Below are 20,937 nucleotides of genomic sequence, written 5' to 3'. Positions count from 1 at the left end.
CTCATGACAGCATGGTGCGCGGATCGGTGATGCGGCCGGCCACCGCGGAGGCCGCCACCGTCAGCGGCGAGCCCAGCCAGACCGCGCTGCCGGCATCGCCCATGCGCCCCGGGAAGTTGCGGGCGGTGGAGGCAATGGCCCGCGCGCTGGCGCCAAAGCGGGTGGGGCCGTAGCCCGCGCAGGCGTTGCAGGCATTGGGCAGCAACTGGGCCCCGGCATCCCGCAGCGCCGCCAGCGTGCCTTCGCGTTCGGCCTGCTGCTGGTCGCGCAAGGAAGCGGGGGCGACCTGCAGCGTGACGCCCGACGCGATGCGCCGCCCGCGCAGCACGCGCGCGGCCATGCGCATGTCCTCGAGCTTGGCGCCAGTGCAGGCGCCAAGATAGGCGATGTCGATGACTTCGCCGGCCGCCTGCTCCACCGGCGCGCTGTTGGCCGGAGAGTGCGGCGCGGCCACCTGCGGCGGCAGCGTCGCGGCGTCGAAGCGATGGTCCTCCAGCACCGCCGCCCCGGCATCGGTGCGCCAGTGCGCCACGTCGATGGCCGCGAGCGTTTGCGGAGCGACGCCGGTGTCGGCCAGCCACCGCAGCGTGGTGTCGTCGGGAGCAATCAGGCCGGTCTGCGCCCCCAGTTCCGCCGTCATGTTGGTCAGCGTCATGCGCTCCTGCATCGGCAGCGCGGTCACCGCGTCGCCGCTGAACTCGACGGCCTCGTAGCGGCCGCCGCCCATGCCCAGGCGCGCGCACAGGAACAGCATCATGTCCTTGGCGCACACGCCGTCGGCCAGGCGCCCGTTCCAGTGCAGCCGGATGGTGTGGGGCACGCGCAGCCAGATTTCGCCGGTGGCCAGCACGCCCGCCATCTCGGTGGCGCCGATGCCGAACATGTAGGCGCCGAAGGCGCCGCCGGTGGGGCTGTGGCTGTCGCCGCCGACGATGAAGCGGCCCGGCAGCACGTGGCCGCGTTCGGGCAGCACCACGTGGCAGATGCCCTCGCCGTCGATGACATGGCGCAGGCCGGCATCGCGCGCCCAGTCGCGGGCAAAGCGCACGATGGTTTCGGCTTCCGGATCGGCGGCCGGCACGAAGTGATCGGTCACGATGACGTAGCGCTCGGGATCCCACACCTTGGCGCCGAGTTCGCGCAGCAGGGGCGCCACGCGGCGCGGCCCGCTGGAATCGTGCGACATGGCAAGGTCTACGCGGCAGGTCACCACGGTGCCCGGCACGACCGCCTCCATGCCGGCCGCGCGGGCCACCAGCTTCTGCGCGAGCGTGGCGGGGGCGGGGTGGCCGGGGGACGTCATTCGACGGTGGCTCCCGAGTACTTGACTACGGTGGCCCAGCGCTTGATGTCCTGGCGCACGAACGCGCCGAAGGTCTCGGGCGAATTGCCGACCGGCTGGGCGCCGTCCGCCTCCAGCCGCTTGGTCACGTTCGGGTTGTCCAGGCTCTTGCGCGCGGCCTGGTACAGCGCCTGCGTGACCTCGGCCGGCATGCCGGCCGGGCCGAAGAGGCCGAACCATGCATTGGACTCGAAGCCCTTGACCGTCGCGCCGATCGGCGCCGCGCCCGGAAACTGCGGCAGCGGCGCGGGGCTGGTCACGCCGAGCACCTTCAGCTTGCCGGCCTTCACGTGCGGCAGCACGTTGATCGTGCTGGCGAACATCAGGTCGACCTGGCCGGCCAGCAGGTCCGTCAGCGCGGGGTTTGTGCCCTTGTAGGGAATGTTGACGATATAGGTGCCCGTCATCATCTTGAACATGTCGCCGGCCATATGCAGCGACGAGCCCACCGAACCGATGCCGAAGTTCAGCTTGCCGGGCTGGGCCTTGGCCAGCTTGATCAGCTGCGGGATATCGGAGGCGGGCAGGCTCGGCGCGGCCACCAGCACGCTGGGCACCGTCGCCACCAGCGTAATGGGCGTGAAGTCGGCCACCGGGTCGAACGGCAGCTTCTTGTACAGCGAGGCGTTGATGGTGTGGCTGGTGAAACTCATCAGCAGCGTGCTGCCGTCCGGGGCGGCCTTGGCCACCATGTCGGCGGCGATATTGCCGCCCGCGCCGGGGCGGTTCTCCACCACCACGGTCTGGTTCAGCACCTTGGCCATTTCCTGCCCGAGCGCGCGCGCCAGCGTATCGGTGGTGCCCCCCGGCGGGGCGCCCACCAGCAGGCGGATCGGTTTGCCGCCGGCTATCTCGGCGCGGACCATGCCCGGCAGGGCGAGCAGCGCGGCGAGCAGCGGAATGGTCAGCGTGGCGGTGGCGCGCCGACGCTGGCGGCCGGACAGGCGGGTCTTGGCAACTGTGTCAAGCGACATGGGCATGGTCTCCATCGAATCGTTATCGGGTTCGCCCTCGGCTGCGGATTCGCGCGATCGCTCAATCGCGCAGTCCCGAGCGGACGCCGTTTTCCACCCATACGTTGGCGCTGTCGCCGCCCGCGGGCGACAGTTCCATACGGTATTCATAGCGGTCGGGACGGTATTGGCCCAGAAGAAACTGGACCGGCCGCCCCGACTTGTCCTTCACGACCCGGCGCACCGCCAGCAGCGCCGCGCCGACCGGCACCTCCAGCAGCGGGGCCACCACCACGTCGGCCAGGCGCGCGGACACCACCTGCGTGGCGCGCCCCAGCTGGACCCCCCCGGCTTCGAGCAACCGCAGCATGGGCGCCGTCTCCAGGCGCTCGCTGGTCAGCAGGCGGCCCACGTCGGCGGGCAGGTAGACGGTGATATGGGAGAGCGGGCGGCCCTGGTAGTGCCGCACGCGCACGACCTTGACCACCGGGTCGCCGGGTTGCAGCGCGAGCGCCTGCGCGACCTCCGGGGTGGCCTGCACCTCGTCCATCGCGATCAGCTTGGCGGCGGTCTTCTCGCCCATGTCGATCAGGTTGTCGAGCAGGCTCGAGGGGCGATCCTCCACCTGGGCGGGCTTGACCGGATGCGGATTGACGAACGTGCCCAGGCCGCGGTGCCTGCGCACCAGTCCCTCCTGAACCAGGCGGTCGAACACGCGCCGCATCGTCACGCGCGACGCGTGGAACTGCTTGGCCAGATCGATTTCACCGGGCAGGGGGCCCTGGCCGAAGCGGCCCTCCACGATCTGTTGACGCAGCACCACGTAAATCTGGTGATACAGGGGAACGACGGCTTCACTCATGGCTTCCCTTGGGGAGAGATGACACGTCCGAAATACCTTAATGTACTTTAAATCAGACATAGAACCTAGTTGCGTCGCGCCATGGCCACACGCCGGAATCCCTTGCGGGGCGCCGGTTTGCGAGACCTCCGGGGTGTGACGCGCGAACGCCACCGTGGATCTGGTATGCGCCACAACGCTGCGGCGCACACAGCGCAAAGCGGTATGTGCGACGGGAGACAGACATCCCCACAAGGCGCGCCGGGCCGAGCGGCGGCGGGGACACCGAGGCGATGTTGTTTCAAATCCGATACTCGCGTGCGGATACCGCAAGGTCCGCGGCCAGCCTGTGCACCGCCGTGGATCGACGCGTGCGCGTTGCGTCGCAGCAAACCTTGTTGCACTGCGGTCGCTGTCTCAGAGTTGTGACATGTGTGATGCGGTTCACAGCCAGCGGGCCGCCTGAGGGCATTGCGTTGGCCGTTTCCAGGGACCAGCCGCGTTTGCCGGGCGTTGTATTTAAAGGACTTGCGGCTTTGCGCAAATCCGCTGGCACTGATTATGCGCAGGCGATGCCGGTTTGGCCGCGTGCCAGACCGCTACCTGCTGCCGGCGGATACCCAATCAGACGCCGGCGCCGGGCTGAGCCGCTGTGACATTCTCCTGGGAGCTTCGTATGAATAAGACCTTACTAGCGTCGGCTATCGCCATGGCGCTTGGCGCCATCGGCGGCCAGGCCATGGCCGCCGATCCGACCACCAACAGTGACGTTCGCCGCATCGACGGCAACAACACGCAAACCGCAACCGCAGTATCGACGCAGACGGGAGACGGGCCGCAAGCCAGCGAATATTCCAGCGCTTACCAGGACAGCAGCAGCTACACCGACTCCAGCACCACCACCAGCACGCGCACCAAGACCAACGCGGACAACACCAACCGCGTGCGGATGGATAGCGGCTATGGCAACGCCGCCGCCAACGGCGGCTCGGCCACCGCCAACTTCAGCAATGCCTTCAACACCAGCCGGGCGGTCGCGACCACGCGCCTGTCGGGCACGGTGAGCGGCATGTCGATCGCGCACCTGGGCAATATCGCCGTGCAGACCGGCAACGCCGCGGGCGGCACCGGTGGTAATGGCGGCAATGGCACGGGCGGCATGGCGGCCGGCGGCACCGGCGGCAATGGCGGCAACAGCGGCAATGGCGGCGCGGGCGGCAACGGCGGCGCGGGCGGCAATGCCACCAACGGCAGCGCAACGGCGGGTACCGCCACCAATGGCAGCGCCACGGCAGGCCGCGGCGGCAATGGTGGCGAGGCCTCCGGCACGGGCGGCTACGGTGGCAATGGCCGCGGCAATGGCGGCTATGCGCTCAGTGCGAGCCTGGGCGTCGGCTCGCGTGGCGCGGCGGGTAGCGGCACGGGTGGCGACAGCGGCTCGGGCAGCTCGGCCACGGGCGGCCGCGGCGGCTATGCGGCCGCGGGCTCGGGCGGCGCGCTGGGCGCGAGCGTGGGCGTCGGCGTGGGCGATGGCGCCGCGGGCTCGGGCACCGCCGGCGCGGCGTCGCCGACCGGCGGCACCTCCGCGGCATCTGGCGGCGCAGGCGGTACGGGCACCACCGGCGCGACCACCGCGACGGCTGGCACCGGCACCGGCACCGGCGGCGCTGGCGGCGCGGGCACCGGCGGCGCTGCAACGGCGACGGCTGGCACCGGCACCGGAACCGGCGGCGCGGGCGGCACGCAGAACAGCGTGGCGGGCAACGGCGGCGCGGGCGGCGCGGCAACCAATGGTGATGCGTCGACCCAGGCGACCAACGGCAGCTCGACCGCCGGCAATGGCGCGGCTGGCGCCGTGGGCGCATCCAGCGGTGCGGGCGGAGCCGGCGGCGCCGGCGCGGGCGGCACCGGTGGCGTGGGCAATGGCGCGACGGGCGGCGTGGGTGGCGCGGGCGGCATGGCAGTGGCCGACGCGGGCACCTTCAACATGTCCAACGCCATGACCAGCGTGGGCCAGTCGGCAGCCGGCATCATGATCGCCAACCAGAACAGCGGGCTTGGCGCGCTGGTGCAGCAGGCGGTCACGGTGCAGGCCAACCTGGCGGTCGGCAGGTAGGGCGAAACCGCGCGGGAAGCGCGATGCGTGTATGCGCGGTGGCGAACGGACCCGGCGTCCGCCGCCGCCGCACCATGCACGTGTCGGGCTGACACGACGGGATGCCCGTTCGCGCTAGCGCGGATGGGCGTCCGTTCACCCAGACGTCCAGTCGTACCTGGCAAGGCGTACCGTCGGAATCGCCCGCCAGGGTTCGTAGGAGGCGCACCATGCGACCGGTCCGTACCGCCGTCGGCACGCTGTCGATGGCATTTCTGCTTTGGCCCGGGCTGTCGGTCCTGGCCGAGCCGCAGCCCGACGGGCCAACCCCCGCGATCGCGGCGATCGCGCACTACACCGGCATTCCCTCCCTCACGGGCGTGGCGGTACCGGCTTCCACCACGCCGCAGGACGAGCCCGCGCCGGCGCTGTCCGCTTTCGGCAAGCCCGTCGACGGCAATCGTCTCGACGATATCCGCGGCGGCGCCGAGGTCGTGGTCAACGACATGCGGCTGTCCGGCACCGTGGCGGACAACTACGCGAACCGCATCGTCACCGGCACCAACGCCATCAGCGACGGCGCCTTCTCCAATTCCGCGGGTTTGCCCACCGTGATCCAGAACAGCGGGGCCAACGTGCTGATCCAGAACGCGACCATCCTCAACGTGCAGTTCCGGCCATGATCGTGCGTGGTTCGATGTTGCTGGCGGTGCTGCTGGGCGCGTCGCTGGGCGCGCCTGCCGGACATGCCGGCGAGGCCGTCGTGCCGGGCGTCGGCGGCGAATACCGCGTGCGCACGGTCAGCCTGAAGGAAGCGCGCTTTCGCACCACGGTGCGCCAGCAGTACGACTTCAGTTGCGGCTCGGCGGCGATCGCTACGCTGCTGACCTACCAGTACGGCTATCCCGTCACGGAACAGGAAGTGTTCCAGGAGATGTACCTGCGGGGCAACCAGGCCAAGATCCGGCAGGAAGGGTTCTCGCTGCTGGACATGAAGCGCTTTCTGGAAGCGCGTGGCTTTCTGGCCGATGGCTACGAGCTGCCCCTGTCCAAGCTCGAGGAAACGCAGGTGCCGGCGATCGTGCTGATCGTCGAGAACGGCTATCACCACTTCGTCGTGGTCAAGGGGGTGCGCGGCAACCGGGTTCTGGTGGGAGACCCGGCCATGGGCACGCGCGCACTGTCGCGCGAACACTTCGAGCGCATCTGGGACAGCAACCTGCTGTTCGTGATCCACAACCGGACCGACCGCGCGCGCTTCAACCAGTATGCCGACTGGCGCGTGGCGCCCAGCGGGCCCTACTGGATGGGCGTGAACCGGGACAGTCTGTTCTTCACCGTCATGCCCAAGCACGGCGTGGGAGATTTCTAGGAATACCGCATCATGGACCACCACCGTTTATCCATGACCCCGCGCGCGCGCCGCGGCGGCGCGGCCTCGCCGGCGGCAGCCATGCTGCTCGGCGTGGGGCTGGCCTGCTGCGGCAGTGCCTGGGCCAGCGCCGCGCCAGCGGCCAACGCGTTGGACGCGGATGTCGCGGATGCGCCCGCGCCGAGCGCTGCGTGGCAACCCTCGCCGATCGCAGTCGGCGCATCGCGAACGCTGATGGCGGGCTGGACGCCGGTCGCGCAGGAGCGCCTGGAGCAGTTGCGCGGCGGTTTCGAGGCGGCCGGCCTGCAGGTGTCCTTCGGCATCGAGCGCGCCGTCTATGTCAACGGCAACCTGGTGGTTTCGACCAGCCTGACGATTCCGGATGTGAGCCGCATCACGGCCGAACAGGCGGGCCGCCTGGCGGCGGCGCTGCAGGGCGCGGCGAACGCCGGGGCCACGGCCACGGCGGCCGTCAACGCCGCGCTCGGCGGCAACGGCACCACCACGTCGAACCCCGGCAGCCCGGGCACCGGCAGCAGTACACCGGGCACCGGCAGCGCGACCGCCAGCGCCGGACAGCCGGGCACGGGCTCCGCCACGCCGGGCACCGCCAGCACCGCCGCGCCGAGCCCCGGCACTGCCGCGGCCGCCGCCGTGCCGCCGCCATCGGTGATCGCCACCGCCACCGGCACGGTCGCCACCAACGGTCTGCTGAACCTCATCCAGAACGGGCCGGGCAACAGCTTCAATCCCGCCGCCCTGGCCAGTTCGCCGGCCACCGTCATCCAGAACACGCTGAGCAACCAGCAAATCCAGAGCCTGCTGACCATCGACGCGGGCGTGAACACGTTGCAGGCGTTCCGCGCGCAGGTCGCGGGATCGGCACTGCAGAACGCGCTGCTGCGGGCGGCGAGCGCGAGGTGAGGGGGAAGGCGGGCCCGCGGTACCAAGCCATGCGGCAAGCATGAGGCCGGCGCGGAGACCGGCCCGAAAACGAGAGGAAACGCGATGAGGTAGGCAAGGAGCGAATGCCATGCAGGCAGGTCGCGGACTCCTGCACAACAGTCCGCCGTCCCGGGAGGAAGACGCCATGAAGAACAAGTCACTGCGGGGCATCCGGCAAGCGGGGTGCTCGACGTTGCTATTGCTCGGGGGTCTGGCGCAGGCCCAGACAGCGCCCGACGACGGGCCCACCGCGGCGCGGCTCGATGCGCTGAAGAAGGAGGTCGCGCAGCAGGCCGCGGCGCTGGAGGCCATGAAGCGCTCGATGGCCGAGCAGGAGGCCACCATCCGCGAACTGCGCAGCGTGCTGGGCGTCGATGTGCTGTCGAACAAGCGGGGCGGCCAGCGCGGCCCCGGTACCGGCGTGACGGGCGGCGATATCGCCACGGGCGCGGCCACGGCGCCTGCCGCCGCCAGCGGCATGACGGGCATTCCAAACACCACGGGCGTGCCCACGAACGCGCAGGCCGCTCCCCCGCCAAGGCAGGGCGACGTGACCGTGGCGCAGGCCGATGCCCAGCAGCCGGTGGGCAAGCCACCCGAGTCCGATACGCGGCCACCGGAAATCGCCCCGATCTTCGACCAGCCTGGCGTGCTGACGCCGGTGGGCAAGCTGGTGGTGGAGCCGGCGTTCCAGTACGGCTATTCGTCGAACAACCGCGTGGCGCTGGTCGGCTATTCGGTCATTCCGGCCATCCTGATCGGCCTGATCGACGTGCGCGAGGTCAAGACGTCGACGTATGTCGCCTCCGTTGCGCTGCGCTACGGCATCACCAAGCGCCTGGAGATCGAGGCCAAGGTGCCGTACGTGCGCAGTTCGGGCTCGACCATCAGCCGCGAGGTCTTTACCGGCACCGCCGTGGACAACGTATTCGACGCGAGCGGCAGCGGCCTGGGCGATGTCGAGGCCACGCTGCGCTACCAGCTCAACTACGGCAACGAGCGCATGCCGTACTTCGTCGGCTGGCTGCGCTACAAGTCCAATACCGGCAAGAGCCCGTTCGAGGTGGTGACCGACTGCGTGCAGCGCTGCGTGGGCAACACCACGGGCACGGGCCTGCCGCTGGGCCTGCCGACCGGTACGGGCTTTCACGCGATCCAGCCCGGCATCACGTGGCTGCTGCCGAGCGATCCGGCGGTGTTCTTCGGCAGCTTCAGCTATCTGCACAACTTCTCGCGCGACAACGTCAGCCGCACGGTGCTCAACGGCGAGACCGAGTCGCTGGGCAAGATCGCGCCGGGCGATATCTTCGGCTTCAACTTCGGCATGGGCCTGTCGCTGAACGAGCGGGCCTCCTTCAGCATCGGCTACGACCAGGCCATCATCTGGCCGACCAAGCAGAACGGCCAACGCGTCCCCGGCTCGGTGCGCATCACGCAGGGCACGTTGCTGGTCGGCTATTCGTACCGCTTCAACGACCGCTATACGCTGAACCTGTCGGTGGGCGCGGGCCTCACCCGAGATACGCCGGACCTGCAGGTCAACGTGCGGCTGCCTATCACTTTCTGAGCCGCGCCTTACCCACAGCGCAAGTTCGCAGCGCCGCGTCCGTCACCGTCGTGACGGCCCCGCGGCGCTTGTCCATTCGAGGACGTGACGCGAGGCAGGCACGGTGCCCGGCGGGGCGCCGTGTCTGCTTGCGCTTGCGGGTCTCGTGGCGTACAACGAGATAACTCCGGCCCGATGTCAGGCGCGCCGCCGGGCAAGATTCGGGACGGTCGGCGAGAGCATGAGTTAAGGAGAGAGCCATGCGCAAACGGATATTCTGGCTGCTACCCGACACGACCAGCGCGCGTCGCACCATGGACGACCTGCTGCTGGCGCGAATCGAGAACAGGCACATCCATTTCGTCGCGCGCGATGGCGAGGACATGACCGGGCTGCACGAAGCCAATCTGTTCCAGACCTCGGATATCGTGCATGCCGCCGAGATGGGCCTGATGGTCGGCGGTGCGGTGGGCGTGGCGGCCGGTGTCGTGGTGGCGATGTTCCCGATCGTAAGCGACACGCCGCAGTGGGGACTGGTCGGCGTGCTCGCCGTGCTGGGCGCGGTGTTCGGCGCGTGGGCCTCCAGCATGATCGGCAGTTCCGCACCCAACAGCCGGCTGAAGTCCTTCCAGGGTGATATCGAGGACGGACGCATCCTGCTGATGGTGGACGTGCCGCGCGGCCGCTGCGAGGAAATCGAAACGCTGCTGCGCAGCAAGCATCCGGAGGCGCGTTTCGCGGGCATGGACCCCGCGGTGCCTGCGTTCCCCTGAGCCGCTGCGACTGGGCCGGACGCGCCCGGCCCACAGGCTGACCCACGAGGGCGCCGCACGCGCGTGCGGCGCCCTTGTCGCATCCGGGCCTGCGGTATATTTCCGCGGATGACGACCTCACTCTTTTCCCTGCAAGGCCGTGTCGCGCTGGTGACCGGCGGCGCCCAAGGCCTGGGTCTGGCGATCGCGGCGGGGATGGCCGATGCCGGCGCCCATGTCATCGTCGCCGCGCGCAGTGCGCAGCGTGTCGATGCCGCCGTGGCGATGCTGCGCGATCGCGGCGGCAGCGCCGAGGCACTGGTGCTGGACATCACCGACGAGGCGGCCGGCGCGCGCGCCTTCGAACGCATCGACGCAGCGCACGCGCGACTGGACATCCTCGTCAACAATGCCGGCGCCCGTAACCGCCAGACCATGGCGCATCTGGGCGCGGCAGACCTGCGCGAGATGCTGGAAACCAACCTCGTCGCGCCCTATGCGCTGTGCCGGCAGGCGGCGGCGCGGATGGGGCGCGGCGGCTACGGCCGCATCGTCAACGTCAGCTCCATCGCGGGGCAGGTGGCCCGCGCGGGCGACGTGCTGTACCCCGCAACGAAAGGCGGCCTCGATGCGCTGACGCGCGCGATGGCCGCGGACCTGGGCCGCGACGGCGTCACCGTCAACGCCATCGCCCCCGGCTACTTCGCCACCGAGCCGAACCAGCCGATGGTGGCCGACGAAAGCGTGGCGGACTGGCTCAGGCAGCGCACCGCGCTTGGCCGCTGGGGCCAGCCGGACGAGGTCGCCGGCGCGGCGGTGTTCCTCGCCTCGCCCGCGGCCTCGTACATCACCGGCCATGTGCTGGCGGTCGACGGCGGCTACCTGGCACACTTCTGAGCCGCATTTCGGCACGGCGCCATCACGAAGCCCGCCGCTTGCCGAAATGGGCGTGCAGGCACTCCACCATCGCCGCCGCCGCGGCGGAATCGCCCCGGTCCTTCAGCCGTATCAGGCAGATGTCGCGCACCAGCGAAGGCATCTGCAGCGGCCTGACCGCCAGGCCCTCCAGGCGAAACTGGAACAGCGCGAGCGCGGGCACCGCGGTCACGCCCAGCCCCGCCGCCACCAATCCCGCCACGGTGGCCAGGTGCTCCACCTCCATCACGCCGTTGAGCTTGAGCGGATGCAGCGCGGCATCCAGGTGCTGGCGCACGCTGCTGGTGCGCGAGAGCTGGATGAACGGCAGGCCGGCCAGCGCCTGCGGCGGAATGCGCTTGCGGCTGGCCAGCGGATGGTCCGCCGGACACACGAGGTGAAACGTATCGGCGATCAGCGGCTCGATGCGCAGGTCACGGTCCTGCGCCGGTGCGGGTGCCAGCGCCAGGTCGACGCGGCCGCGCCGCACGAGGTCGATGCAGCCATCGGCCAGCAGGTCGAACAGCTCCATCGCGATGCCGGGATAGCGCTGGCGGAAAGCGGCCAGGATCGGCGGCAGGTCGCCGGCGGCGATGGAAGGCAGCGCCGCGATCGCGACCCGGCCCTTGCGGCGCTCGGCATGGTCGCGCAGCTCGGCGAACGCCGTCTCGAAATCGCTGAGCAGGCGCGCCGCCACGTCCTCGAAGCGCTTGCCCTCGACGCTGAGCTCCACCGAACGCGTGGTCCGTTCGAACAGCCGCGCGCCGGCCTGCTCCTCCAGCGTCTGGATCAACGCGCTGAACGCGGACTGCGACAGATGGCAGGCCTGCGCCGCGCGCGTGAAGTTGCGGTGCGCGGCGAGCGCGACAAAGGCGCGCAGATGCTTGACCGAGAGGTTCATGGACGGCGGAATTCATTTGACGGATCGATAGATTAATCCAAATAATCCGTTTTTCGGGAATGGGGCGCGGGCCTAGAATGCCATCACCAGCCGCTGTGCCCGCCCAACCCGCGCGCCCCCGGTGGTTTCCACTATGCTGTCTCGCTGCCTTCTGGCATCGCCACCATGACCGTTCCCCTGCTGATCGGTTCGGGCGCCGGTTTCTCGGGCGACCGTATCGACGCCGCCCTGCCAGTCGTGCGCACGCTGATCGCTGCGGGCGGCCCCGCCGCGCTGATCTTCGAGACGCTGGCCGAACGCACGCTGGCGCTGGCCCAACTGGCGCGGCGCAACGATCCCGCGCATGGCTACGAGCCGCTGCTCGATGCGCTGCTCACGCCGGTGCTGGGCCTGTGCCTGGCCAACGGCATTCCTATCGTCGGCAACTTCGGCGCGGCCAATCCGCGCGCCGCCGCCCGGCGCGTACAGGCGCTGGCTGCCGAGCTGGGCCTGCCCGCGCCGCGGGTGGCGGTGGTCGAGGGCGACGATCTCTCGCATGCCGATGGCCGCGCGCTGCTGCGCGGCATCGTCGGCGAGTCGTTTCCCGAGGCGCGCTTCGTCTGTGCCAACGCCTATATCGGCGCCCAGGCCATCGCGCAGGCCCTGTCCGCCGGCGCGCAGGTGGTGGTGTGCGGGCGCGTCGCGGACCCCGCGCTCGCCGTCGGGCCCGCGATGGCGCATTTCGGCTGGTCGTGGCAGGACTGGGACCGCCTCGCCCGCGCCACCATGGCCGGCCATCTGCTCGAGTGCGGCGCCCAGGCGAGCGGCGGCTACTTCGCCGACCCGGGCATGAAGGACGTCCCGGACGTGCATGCGGTCGGCTATCCCATTGTTCGCCTGGATGCCGACGGCGACATCGAGATCACCAAGGCCGCCAATACAGGCGGTTGCGTCGACTTGCGCACGGTCAAGGAACAGCTGCTGTACGAAGTCCACGACCCGGCGGCGTACCTGACGCCGGACGTGGTCGCGGATATCAGCGCGGTCACGGTCGAGCAGCTCGGCCCGGACCGCGTGGCGGTGCGCAATATCGCCGGCCGCGCCCGGCCGGACAGCCTGAAGGCCAACCTGTTCTACGAAGGCGGCTGGATCGCGGAGGGTGAGATCTCGTACGCGGGCCCGAACGCGGCCGCGCGGGCCCGCCTGGCCGCCGATATCGTGCGCAAGCGCATGGCCATGCTCGGCCACGATGGCAATATCCGCTTCGACCTCATCGGCGTGATCAGCGTGCTGGCCGACGATGCCGGCACGCGGCTCGCACAGCCACAGCCCCATGAGGCGCAGGCGCAGGACGTCCGGTTGCGCGCCGCGCTCGCGCACGACGACAAGGCCGTGGCCGATACCCTGCTGCGCGAGGTGAACGCGCTCTACACCTGCGGTCCGGCGGGCGGCGGCGGCGTGCGCACCGCGCTGCGCCGGCGCCTGAACGCCATGTCGTGCCTGGTGCCGCGCGCCGCCGTGTCCCCCTCGCATACCTGGATCGAGCCATGAGCCGCACCGTTGCGCTATACCGCCTTGCCCACGGCCGCACCGGCGACAAGGGCGACCGCTCCAACATCAGCGTCATCGCCTACGATGCGCGCGACTTCGATCATCTGCTGGCGCATGTCACCGAGGACGCCGTACGCGCGCTGTTCGCCCACCGCCGCCCCACCAGCGTGCGTCGCTACGTCGTGCCCTCGATACAGGCGATGAACTTCGTGCTGGACGGCGTGCTCGATGGCGGCGTCAACGACGCGCTGAATCTGGACACGCACGGCAAGGCGCTCGCCTTCCTGCTGCTGCAGCTCGACATTCCCGCTCCGCCTCGCATGATGGAATCGGACTAGTCCGCCGCGAGGCACGCTTCCGCCGCGATGGCCTGCGCCGGCTTGGCGCCGCGCCCACGCAAGCACCACCGCAATGCAATGCGTTTTGACTCACTAGAAAAGTTCAGACAGGAGACTTCACCATGCCCGGATTCCTCAAGGTTTCGATCGCCGCCACCGCGCTGCTGATGCTGGCTGGCGCGGCCCGCGCCGAATTCCCGGACAAGCCCGTCCGCTTCGTCGTGCCGTTCGCGGCCGGCAGCGCCACCGATCAGCTCGCGCGTGCGCTGGGACAGGCGATCACCACCGACGCCAAGGTGACCGTGGTGGTCGACAACAAGCCCGGCGGCAGCGGGTTCATCGCGGCCAGCGACGTCGCCAAGGCCTCGCCCGACGGCTATACGGTGCTGATCACCACCAACACCACACACGCCGCGAACGAGCATCTGTACAAGAAGCTGCCCTACGATCCGGTCAAGGACTTTGCACCGATTACGGCGCTGGGCAAGGGCGGCCAGATCATGGTGGTCAACCCCCAGTTGCCGGTGAACACGGTGGCGGAATTCATCGCGCTGGCCAAGAAGGAACCGGGCAAGCTCAGCTTCGGCAGCGGCAGCTCGTCGTCGCGCATCGCCGGCGAGCTGTTCCAGCAGATGGCGCAGGTGCAGCTGCTGCACGTGCCGTACAAGAGCAATCCGCTGGCGGTCACCGATCTGCTGGGCAACCAGATCCAGATGATGATCACCGACAACGCCACCGGGTTGCCGCAGGTCAAGAGCGGCAAGCTCAAGGCGCTGGGCGTATCGAGCAAGACCCGCTCGCCGCTTGCGCCCAACGTGCCGACCATCGATGAAGCCGGCGTCAAGGGCTACGAGATGAGCTACTGGTTCGCGGCCTACGCCCCGGCCGGCACGCCGCAGCCGGTGATCGCCAAGCTCAACGCCATGCTGGTGAAGGCGGCCAAGAGCGAGACCGCGTCCAACTTCTACCAGAGCACCGGCACAGAAGTCTTCACCACCACGCCGCCCGAGCTGGCCAAGTTCCAGCAGGCCGAATCCACGAAATGGGGCCGCATCATCAAGGCGGCCAACATTCAGCCGGAATAAGCCCCGGGACAGGCGCCCGCGGGCGCGGCAACGCCCGCGGGCGGACGATGCGGTGCTACAGTGGCGGCGGCTTCAACCTCCGAATCCTCTCCACCAAGAAGGGAGCATCGCATGTCAGCACGGCACCTGACCGCTGGTCGCCAACCGAACACCGCGGGCCGATCCGCATTCCATGTCTTCACGGCGCTGGCCCTGGCGGGCGCCGTTTCGTTTGTGGCGCCCGCCGGCGCACAGTCCGCGGCGGCCCCGCCGGCCCAGGTCAAGGCGCAGGCGCCGGGCTTCTACCGGATGATGGTCGGGCAGTTCGAGGTCACCGCGCTCTATGACGGCTATATCGACCTGGACCCGAAGCTGCTGCGCAATACCAGCGCGAGAGAAGTGCAGACCCTGCTGGCGCGCATGTTCGTGGCCGCCACGCCGGGCGTGCAGACAGCGGTCAATGCCTATCTGATCCACACGGGTACCAACCTGATCCTGGTCGACGCGGGCGCTGGCCCGTCTTGCTTCGGGCCGGCGCTGGGCCGCATCGCCGAGAACCTGCGCGCGGCCGGCTATGAGCCGGGCCAGGTCGACACCGTGCTGCTGACGCATCTGCATCCCGACCACACGTGTGGCCTCGTGGCCGACGGCAAGGCGCTGTTTCCCAATGCCACCCTCCACGTGAACCAGGCCGACGCCGACTTCTGGCTCAGCGAAGCGCAGGCACAGCAGGCGCCGGAGGCCGCGCGGCCCTTCTTCGAGATGGCGCGCAACGCCGTGGCGCCGTACCGGGAGGCCAACCGGCTCCGCGCCTACCGCGCCGGCGACGAACTGGTGCCCGGCGTGGCCGCGGTGGATGCCGCCGGCCATACGCCGGGGCATACCGGTTATCTGTTCACGTCGGGCAAGGACAGCCTGCTGGTGTGGGGCGATATCGTGCACAGCCATGCGGTGCAGTTCCGCCGCCCGGATGTCGCGCTGGAGTTCGATACGGATACGCGCCAGGCGGTACGCACGCGCAAGCGCCTGTTCGCCGATGCCGCGCGCAACCGCTTGTGGGTGGCCGGCGCGCATCTGCCGTTCCCGGGCATTGGCCATGTAAGGGCCGAAGCGAAGGGCTATGCGTGGGTGCCGGTGGAATTCGGGCCCATCCGTACCGACCGCTGAAAGGCTGGTGGCAGGGCGCGCGCCACCCGGCTCAAGCGCGGCGCCTTTCCATCGTCACCATCGACGGCGTGAAGCCGAGCTGGCCGAAGAATGCCGCCTCGGAAGAGCGCGCGGCGCGCAGTACCCAGGTAATGTCCGGATCGTCGCCCATGATATGCCTGACGAGCGCGCGCCCGATGCCGCGCCGCCGATGGCTCTGCGCCACGGCCACCATCGAGATATAGCCGTTGGAGACGTCGTCGCACAGCGCGCGGGCGAAGCCGACGATATCGCCCTGGTCCACCGCCACCGCGACGCGTTGCGAGTTGGCGACCAGACGCGCGAACCGTTCGGGATTGGCCACCCGGTGAGACCAGCCGTTCTCCGCAAGTAGCTGTCTGGCTGCCTCGATATCCTCGGGCATCAGGTTGCGGATCTGCATCGGCGGCTCTCCTTGCGAAACGTGCAGCGCCTCGTCGGCGCTCCCGGCCGTGGGGAGCGGGCGAGGTTTTGAGATGGTCGGGTGGTGGGACGACGGCGAGGTAGGAACCCGTGGAAGGGCGTTGCCGTGCGCCATCCGCGCGCCGGCGATGCCGCCGGCCGCATGAGCGCGCAGTGTAGCGACGGTGCGCGGGCGCGTCAATTTGGCGGGCGCCCGGGGCGGAGCCGCGGGGCCCTGGGCTTGCTTCGCCGCCGCGGCCGAGGCCGGCGGGAGTATGATGGCTGCCATGAACGCCTCGATCTTCTCTTCCGCCCACCCGGCCGATCAGTTGGCCGAGTTCACCGACGCCGACGCGGCGCTGGTTCGTATCAACGATATCTACGAGGCGTCGGTCGCCGCGATCCGCGCGCGCTTCGACGCCTTCGTGCAGGGCGCGCCCCTTCCCTCTGCGGCGCAGGCCTGCTACCCGTACCTGGGCATCTCCGTCAATCTCGAAACGCTGGTGACCGACAGCCGGCCCTCCTGGGGCACGGTGGCGTACCCCGGCGTCTATGGCACCACCGTGACAAGGCCCGACCTGCTCGCGGATTACTATCGCGACCAGATCGAGCGGTTGATGCGCTATCACCGCGTGCCGGTGGTGGTGGGAACCAGCCGGCGACCGATTCCGCTGCCCTTCGTCATCGAGGCATCGACCACCGACATCAGCTACACGCAGGCGCGCGAACTCGAAGCCTCGTTCGTGCTGCCCGAGCTGAGCCGCATCGACGATGCCATCGCCAACGGCACCTACGAGCCCATTCCGGGCGAGGCCTGGCCCCTGTCGCTGTTTCCTGCGGAGCGCGTCGACCTGGCGCTGCAGCGGCTGTACCACTACACCGGCACCGCCCCGCAGCATTTCCAGCGCTTCGTGCTGTTCACCAACTATCAGCGCTATGTCGACGAGTTCGTCGCGCTTGGCCGCTCGCTGATGGGCAGCGGCGACGGCGAAGGCTATGTGCGCTTCGTGGAGCCGGGCGATGTGGTGCAGGAGCTGGGGCAGGCGCAGCCCACCGAGGGCCTGTATCCGCGTGCCCTGCCGCAGATGCCGGCATATCACCTGGTGCGCGAGGACAAGCTGGGCGTGACGCTGGTCAATATCGGCGTGGGCCCGTCCAATGCCAAGACCATGACCGACCATCTCGCCGTACTGCGTCCGCATTGCTGGCTGATGGTGGGCCATTGCGGCGGCCTGCGGCGCTCGCAGCAGTTGGGCGACTATGTACTGGCGCACGCCTATGTGCGCGATGATCACGTGCTGGACCAGGACCTGCCGCCGTGGGTGCCGGTGCCGCCCATCGCCGAAATTCAGGTGGCGCTGCAGGAAGCGGTGGCGCGCGTGACGGGCCTGTCGGGCAACGAGATGAAGATCCGGATGCGCACGGGCACGGTGGTGTCGACCGACGACCGCAACTGGGAACTGAAGTCCAAGGCGCTGTATGCGCGCTTCAACCAGTCGCGCGCCATCGCCATCGACATGGAGAGCGCCACCGTGGCGGCCAACGGCTTCCGGCTGCGCGTGCCCTACGGCACGCTGCTATGCGTCTCGGACAAGCCGCTGCACGGCGAGCTGAAACTGCGCGGCATGGCGAACGCCTTCTATCGCCAGCGCGTGAGCCAGCACATGAGCATCGGCCTCGAAGCCATCCGCATCCTGCGTGAGAACGGCGTCGAGGCGCTGCATTCGCGCAAGCTGCGCAGCTTCGACGAGCCGGCGTTCCGCTAGGGACGCCTTTGCGGCATCCCTGGCGCAAGTCTCAGAAGCGATAGCCGACCCCGACGCTGAACAGCCACGGGTCCAGCTTCGCTTCGGACACCTTGACGCCGCCGGCCGTGACGTCGCTGGACAGCCAGACCTTCTTCACATCGGCATTGAGGAACCAGTTGCGCGTGAGCCGGTAGTCCATGCCGATCTGCAGCGCGGGCGCGACGCTCCAGCGGTCCAGCGACATGGCGCCACCGGCGATGTCCGCGCCCCAGATGCGCGTGAAGTTCAGGCCCGCGCCAACGTAGGGTCGCCACGTCGCCTCCGGGCGGAAGTGGTACTGCAACAGCAGCGTCGGCGGCAGATGCTTGAAGCTGCCGATGCGGTTGCCATCGAGATAGACGTCCTGCTTCTGCGGCACGGTCAGCACCAGTTCCGCGGCGATATGCGGCGTGAAGAAGTACGTGACGTCGAGCTCGGGAATCCATTTGTTGTTGACGGTGACGCGGTCCGACGCACCGATGCCGCCGACGGGGTCGGATTTATTCGCCATGTCCAGATAGGTGACGCGCATGCGCACCATCCAGTTGCCCTGGCCATCCGCGTCGGCCGCCATCGCGGGCAGCGACAGCGAAAGGCCCGCGCAGGCGGCCAGCACGGCGGCGGCAACGCGATGGCGCGAAGGGAAACGGAAGGCGCGCGAGACAGCGCTGGAATCGACGTAGGAATCGACGTTGAGATCGGCGTGAAGACGGTTATGGCAAGTCATGGTGCTCTGCGTTCAGGTCATGGAATCTGACGCCGAGTGTGTCCCATGTGATGCTTGCGCATTTTGACCCAACGCAAGAAGCGGGGCGTTGCTCGCTTTGGCCATGATTGCCGTGGCGGCGGCGCGACGCGCAGCGCGCGGGGACATGGCAGCCCCGCGCGCGCCGCGCCATCACGCCGCCTGCGCTGCCTTGTTGCCGTCGGCGGTTTTCATCGCGCGCAGATGCCGGTTCACGCCGCACACCACCGCCTTGAGCGAAGCGCTGACGAGGTTGCCGTCGACCGCGGCACCGAAGCCGGTCGGCGAATCGCCGAGACGCACTTCCACATAGCAGGCGGCCTGTGCGTCCGCGCCCGCGGACAGTGCGTGCTCGTGATAGTCCATCACCCGCACCGGCAGCCCGAGCGCGCGCACGAACGCATCGATCGGACCATTGCCCTTGCCGCGTACCGTCGCTTCCCTGCCATCGCGCATCAGGACCGCTTCGACCTCCACGTCGCCGTCTCGCCCTGCGGATGTCAGCAGCCGGTGGCCCACATAGCGGATCGGTCCATCGGCATCGAGGTATTCGCGCCGGAACAGCGCGTACAGCTCGCTCGCACTGGCCTCCGCGCCGCTCTCGTCGGTCATGCGCTGCACGGCCCGGCTGAACTCGATCTGCAATCGACGCGGCAGGTACAGCCCGTAGCCCTGTTCGAGCAGATACGCCATGCCACCCTTGCCGGACTGGCTGTTGACGCGGATCACGGCGTCATAGCTGCGGCCCAGGTCGGCGGGATCGATCGGCAGGTAGGGCACTTCCCATACCGTGTCGGGCCGCTGCTGGGCGAAGCCCTTGCGTATCGCGTCCTGGTGCGAGCCGGAGAACGCGGTGAAGACGAGGTCGCCGGCATAGGGATGGCGCGGATGCACGGGAAGCTGGTTGCAATGCTCGACGCATTGCCGCACGGCATCGATATCCGAGAAGTCCAGTCCGGGATCGACGCCCTGCGTGTAGAGGTTCAGTGCCAGTGTCACCAGATCGACGTTGCCGGTGCGCTCGCCATTGCCGAACAGGCAGCCTTCCACGCGGTCGGCCCCGGCCATCACGGCCAGTTCGGCGGCGGCCACCGCAGTGCCGCGATCGTTGTGCGGGTGGACGGAGAGCACGATATCCGCCCGGCGCGCCAGATGCCGGTGCATCCATTCGACCTGATCGGCGAACACGTTGGGCGTGCTGCATTCCACCGTTGTCGGCAGGTTCAGGATCAGGGGGCGGCTGGCATCGGGCTGCCAGATATCGGCAACGGCGTTGCAGACCTCGAGCGAGAAATCGAGCTCGGTCATGCTGAAGGTCTCGGGAGAATACTCGTAGGACCATGCCGTCTCGGGCAGCGAATCGGTCAGCGCGCGGATCAGGCGCGTGCCGGACAGCGCGATCTCCTTCACCTCGTCGCGGCTCGCACCGAAGACGATGCGGCGAAAGGCCGGCGCGATGGGATTGTAGAGATGCACCACGGCACGGGGCGCGCCGCGCACGGCGTCGATGGTGCGGCGGATCAGATCTTCGCGCGACTGCGTCAGCACGACGATGGTGACGTCGTCGGGAATGCGCGACTGCTCGATCAGCATGCGCACGAAGTCGAAGTCGGTTTGCGATGCCGAGGGAAAAGCCACTTCGATCTGCTTCAGGCCAATCTTCACCAACTGTTCGAAAAAGCGCAGCTTGCGCGCGACGCTCATCGGCTCGATCAGTGCCTGGTTGCCATCGCGCAGATCGGTGCTCATCCAGAGCGGAGCGCGTTCGATGCGGCGATTTGGCCAGGTGCGATCCGTGAGGTCCACGGTGGCGGCGGGACGGTATTTGGCGGCGGGGTTGCGGAGCATGGGAATTCCTCCTCGCGGGAAGATGAAATGAGACCGGACGGATCCGGAAAACGGGTGGCGCGAGGCTGCCGAACTGCCACGGGGGCCCTAGGCCCGGCAACCGATCGGTAGGTCTAGCGCTAGCGAGGAGAGGGCGCGCGTGTTCGCGGCGATAGCCACGGCAGACACGGCACCAGAGGACGAACGCAGAGCGAGCGGCGAACGCGCGCAGGCCGGCGCGGCGATGCACAGGGCATCGGCGGCATGACGGCGGGAAGGGCGCGAACGGGTCATCGTCTGGTAAGGAGGCGGGCTGCGCCGGCGGAACGGCGGGATCGATACAGGCATCGATTCACGCAGCCTGGGCGACAGAGTATGCGAGGCGCCACGCGGGCGT

General features: G+C 69.1%; 19 protein-coding genes. 12 read left to right on the top strand and 7 right to left on the bottom strand.

From position 1 onward, the window contains the following. Nucleotide 1: 1 nt before the first annotated feature. The 3 genes from LDO27_RS06745 to LDO27_RS06735 form a co-directional block, all read right to left on the bottom strand. Complete coding sequence (locus LDO27_RS06745; RefSeq protein ID WP_224040532.1) at nt 2-1,303, bottom strand: 3-isopropylmalate dehydratase large subunit; 1,302 nt, start codon at nt 1,301-1,303, stop codon at nt 2-4. Beyond that, nucleotides 1,300-2,208, bottom strand: a complete 909-nt coding sequence (locus tag LDO27_RS06740; protein WP_224040840.1) for a tripartite tricarboxylate transporter substrate binding protein — start codon at nt 2,206-2,208, stop codon at nt 1,300-1,302. Before LDO27_RS06740 ends, LDO27_RS06745 begins: the two co-directional genes overlap by 4 nt. A gap of 169 nt (nt 2,209-2,377) precedes the next feature. Then, entirely contained in the window at nt 2,378-3,157 is a 780-nt protein-coding gene (locus tag LDO27_RS06735; protein WP_224040530.1) for a GntR family transcriptional regulator, read from the bottom strand. A 655-nt stretch (nt 3,158-3,812) separates the two neighbouring features. On the opposite strand from LDO27_RS06735, the gene LDO27_RS06730 reads away from it, so the two are divergent. The 7 genes from LDO27_RS06730 to LDO27_RS06700 all read left to right on the top strand — a co-directional run bounded on the left by LDO27_RS06730 (nt 3,813) and on the right by LDO27_RS06700 (nt 10,743). Continuing rightward, nucleotides 3,813-5,252 carry a hypothetical protein gene (locus LDO27_RS06730; protein ID WP_222204361.1) on the top strand — a complete coding sequence of 480 codons (1,440 nt, stop codon included), beginning with the start codon at nt 3,813-3,815 and terminating at the stop codon, nt 5,250-5,252. Nucleotides 5,253-5,461: 209 nt separating this feature from the next. Next, nucleotides 5,462-5,914, top strand: a complete 453-nt coding sequence (locus LDO27_RS06725; protein WP_224040528.1) for a hypothetical protein — start codon at nt 5,462-5,464, stop codon at nt 5,912-5,914. Beyond that, nucleotides 5,911-6,603: a C39 family peptidase gene (locus LDO27_RS06720; protein ID WP_224040526.1), complete on the top strand. Its 693-nt coding sequence runs from the start codon at nt 5,911-5,913 to the stop codon at nt 6,601-6,603. Before LDO27_RS06725 ends, LDO27_RS06720 begins: the two co-directional genes overlap by 4 nt. 12 nt (nt 6,604-6,615) lie before the next feature. Further along, nucleotides 6,616-7,527, top strand: a complete 912-nt coding sequence (locus LDO27_RS06715; RefSeq protein WP_224040524.1) for a flagellin — start codon at nt 6,616-6,618, stop codon at nt 7,525-7,527. 166 nt (nt 7,528-7,693) lie between these two features. Next, entirely contained in the window at nt 7,694-9,115 is a 1,422-nt protein-coding gene (locus LDO27_RS06710; protein WP_224040522.1) for an acetate kinase, read from the top strand. A gap of 239 nt (nt 9,116-9,354) precedes the next feature. Continuing rightward, on the top strand, nt 9,355-9,867 hold the full coding sequence (locus LDO27_RS06705) for a DUF1269 domain-containing protein (RefSeq protein ID WP_222204373.1): 513 nt from the start codon (nt 9,355-9,357) through the stop codon (nt 9,865-9,867). A 108-nt stretch (nt 9,868-9,975) separates the two neighbouring features. Then, nucleotides 9,976-10,743: an SDR family oxidoreductase gene (locus LDO27_RS06700; protein ID WP_224040520.1), complete on the top strand. Its 768-nt coding sequence runs from the start codon at nt 9,976-9,978 to the stop codon at nt 10,741-10,743. Nucleotides 10,744-10,765: 22 nt separating this feature from the next. On the opposite strand, the gene LDO27_RS06695 is transcribed toward LDO27_RS06700, so the two are convergent. Further along, nucleotides 10,766-11,662, bottom strand: a complete 897-nt coding sequence (locus LDO27_RS06695) for a LysR family transcriptional regulator (protein ID WP_222204376.1) — start codon at nt 11,660-11,662, stop codon at nt 10,766-10,768. Nucleotides 11,663-11,827: 165 nt separating this feature from the next. On the opposite strand from LDO27_RS06695, the gene LDO27_RS06690 reads away from it, so the two are divergent. From LDO27_RS06690 to LDO27_RS06675, 4 genes are all read left to right on the top strand, one after another. Further along, a complete protein-coding gene (locus LDO27_RS06690; protein ID WP_224040518.1) occupies nt 11,828-13,192 on the top strand; it encodes an acyclic terpene utilization AtuA family protein in 1,365 nt (454 codons plus the stop codon). Continuing rightward, nucleotides 13,189-13,530, top strand: a complete 342-nt coding sequence (locus LDO27_RS06685) for an AtuA-related protein (protein ID WP_222204381.1) — start codon at nt 13,189-13,191, stop codon at nt 13,528-13,530. The genes LDO27_RS06690 and LDO27_RS06685 overlap by 4 nt, the downstream gene beginning before the upstream one ends. A gap of 122 nt (nt 13,531-13,652) precedes the next feature. Further along, complete coding sequence (locus LDO27_RS06680; protein WP_222204383.1) at nt 13,653-14,615, top strand: Bug family tripartite tricarboxylate transporter substrate binding protein; 963 nt, start codon at nt 13,653-13,655, stop codon at nt 14,613-14,615. Nucleotides 14,616-14,726: 111 nt separating this feature from the next. Further along, nucleotides 14,727-15,761, top strand: coding sequence for an MBL fold metallo-hydrolase (locus LDO27_RS06675; protein WP_224040516.1), 1,035 nt, complete (start codon nt 14,727-14,729; stop codon nt 15,759-15,761). A gap of 31 nt (nt 15,762-15,792) precedes the next feature. On the opposite strand, the gene LDO27_RS06670 is transcribed toward LDO27_RS06675, so the two are convergent. After that, on the bottom strand, nt 15,793-16,182 hold the full coding sequence (locus LDO27_RS06670; protein ID WP_222204387.1) for a GNAT family N-acetyltransferase: 390 nt from the start codon (nt 16,180-16,182) through the stop codon (nt 15,793-15,795). A gap of 274 nt (nt 16,183-16,456) precedes the next feature. Between LDO27_RS06670 and LDO27_RS06665 the strand changes: the two genes are divergently transcribed. After that, nucleotides 16,457-17,947: an AMP nucleosidase gene (locus tag LDO27_RS06665; protein ID WP_222204389.1), complete on the top strand. Its 1,491-nt coding sequence runs from the start codon at nt 16,457-16,459 to the stop codon at nt 17,945-17,947. A gap of 31 nt (nt 17,948-17,978) precedes the next feature. On the opposite strand, the gene LDO27_RS06660 is transcribed toward LDO27_RS06665, so the two are convergent. Continuing rightward, nucleotides 17,979-18,695, bottom strand: coding sequence for an OmpW/AlkL family protein (locus LDO27_RS06660; protein ID WP_224040514.1), 717 nt, complete (start codon nt 18,693-18,695; stop codon nt 17,979-17,981). A 171-nt stretch (nt 18,696-18,866) separates the two neighbouring features. Beyond that, the gene (leuA, locus tag LDO27_RS06655; protein WP_224040512.1) at nt 18,867-20,561 is read right to left on the bottom strand and encodes a 2-isopropylmalate synthase; all 1,695 of its coding nucleotides are present in this window, start codon (nt 20,559-20,561) and stop codon (nt 18,867-18,869) included. Nucleotides 20,562-20,937: the final 376 nt, after the last annotated feature.

Source organism: Cupriavidus respiraculi (genome assembly GCF_914271545.1).
Taxonomy (GTDB): Bacteria; Pseudomonadota; Gammaproteobacteria; order Burkholderiales; family Burkholderiaceae; genus Cupriavidus; species Cupriavidus respiraculi.
The sequence above is the reverse complement of the archived record's forward strand: the minus strand, read 5'-3'. Positions and strand labels throughout refer to the sequence as shown.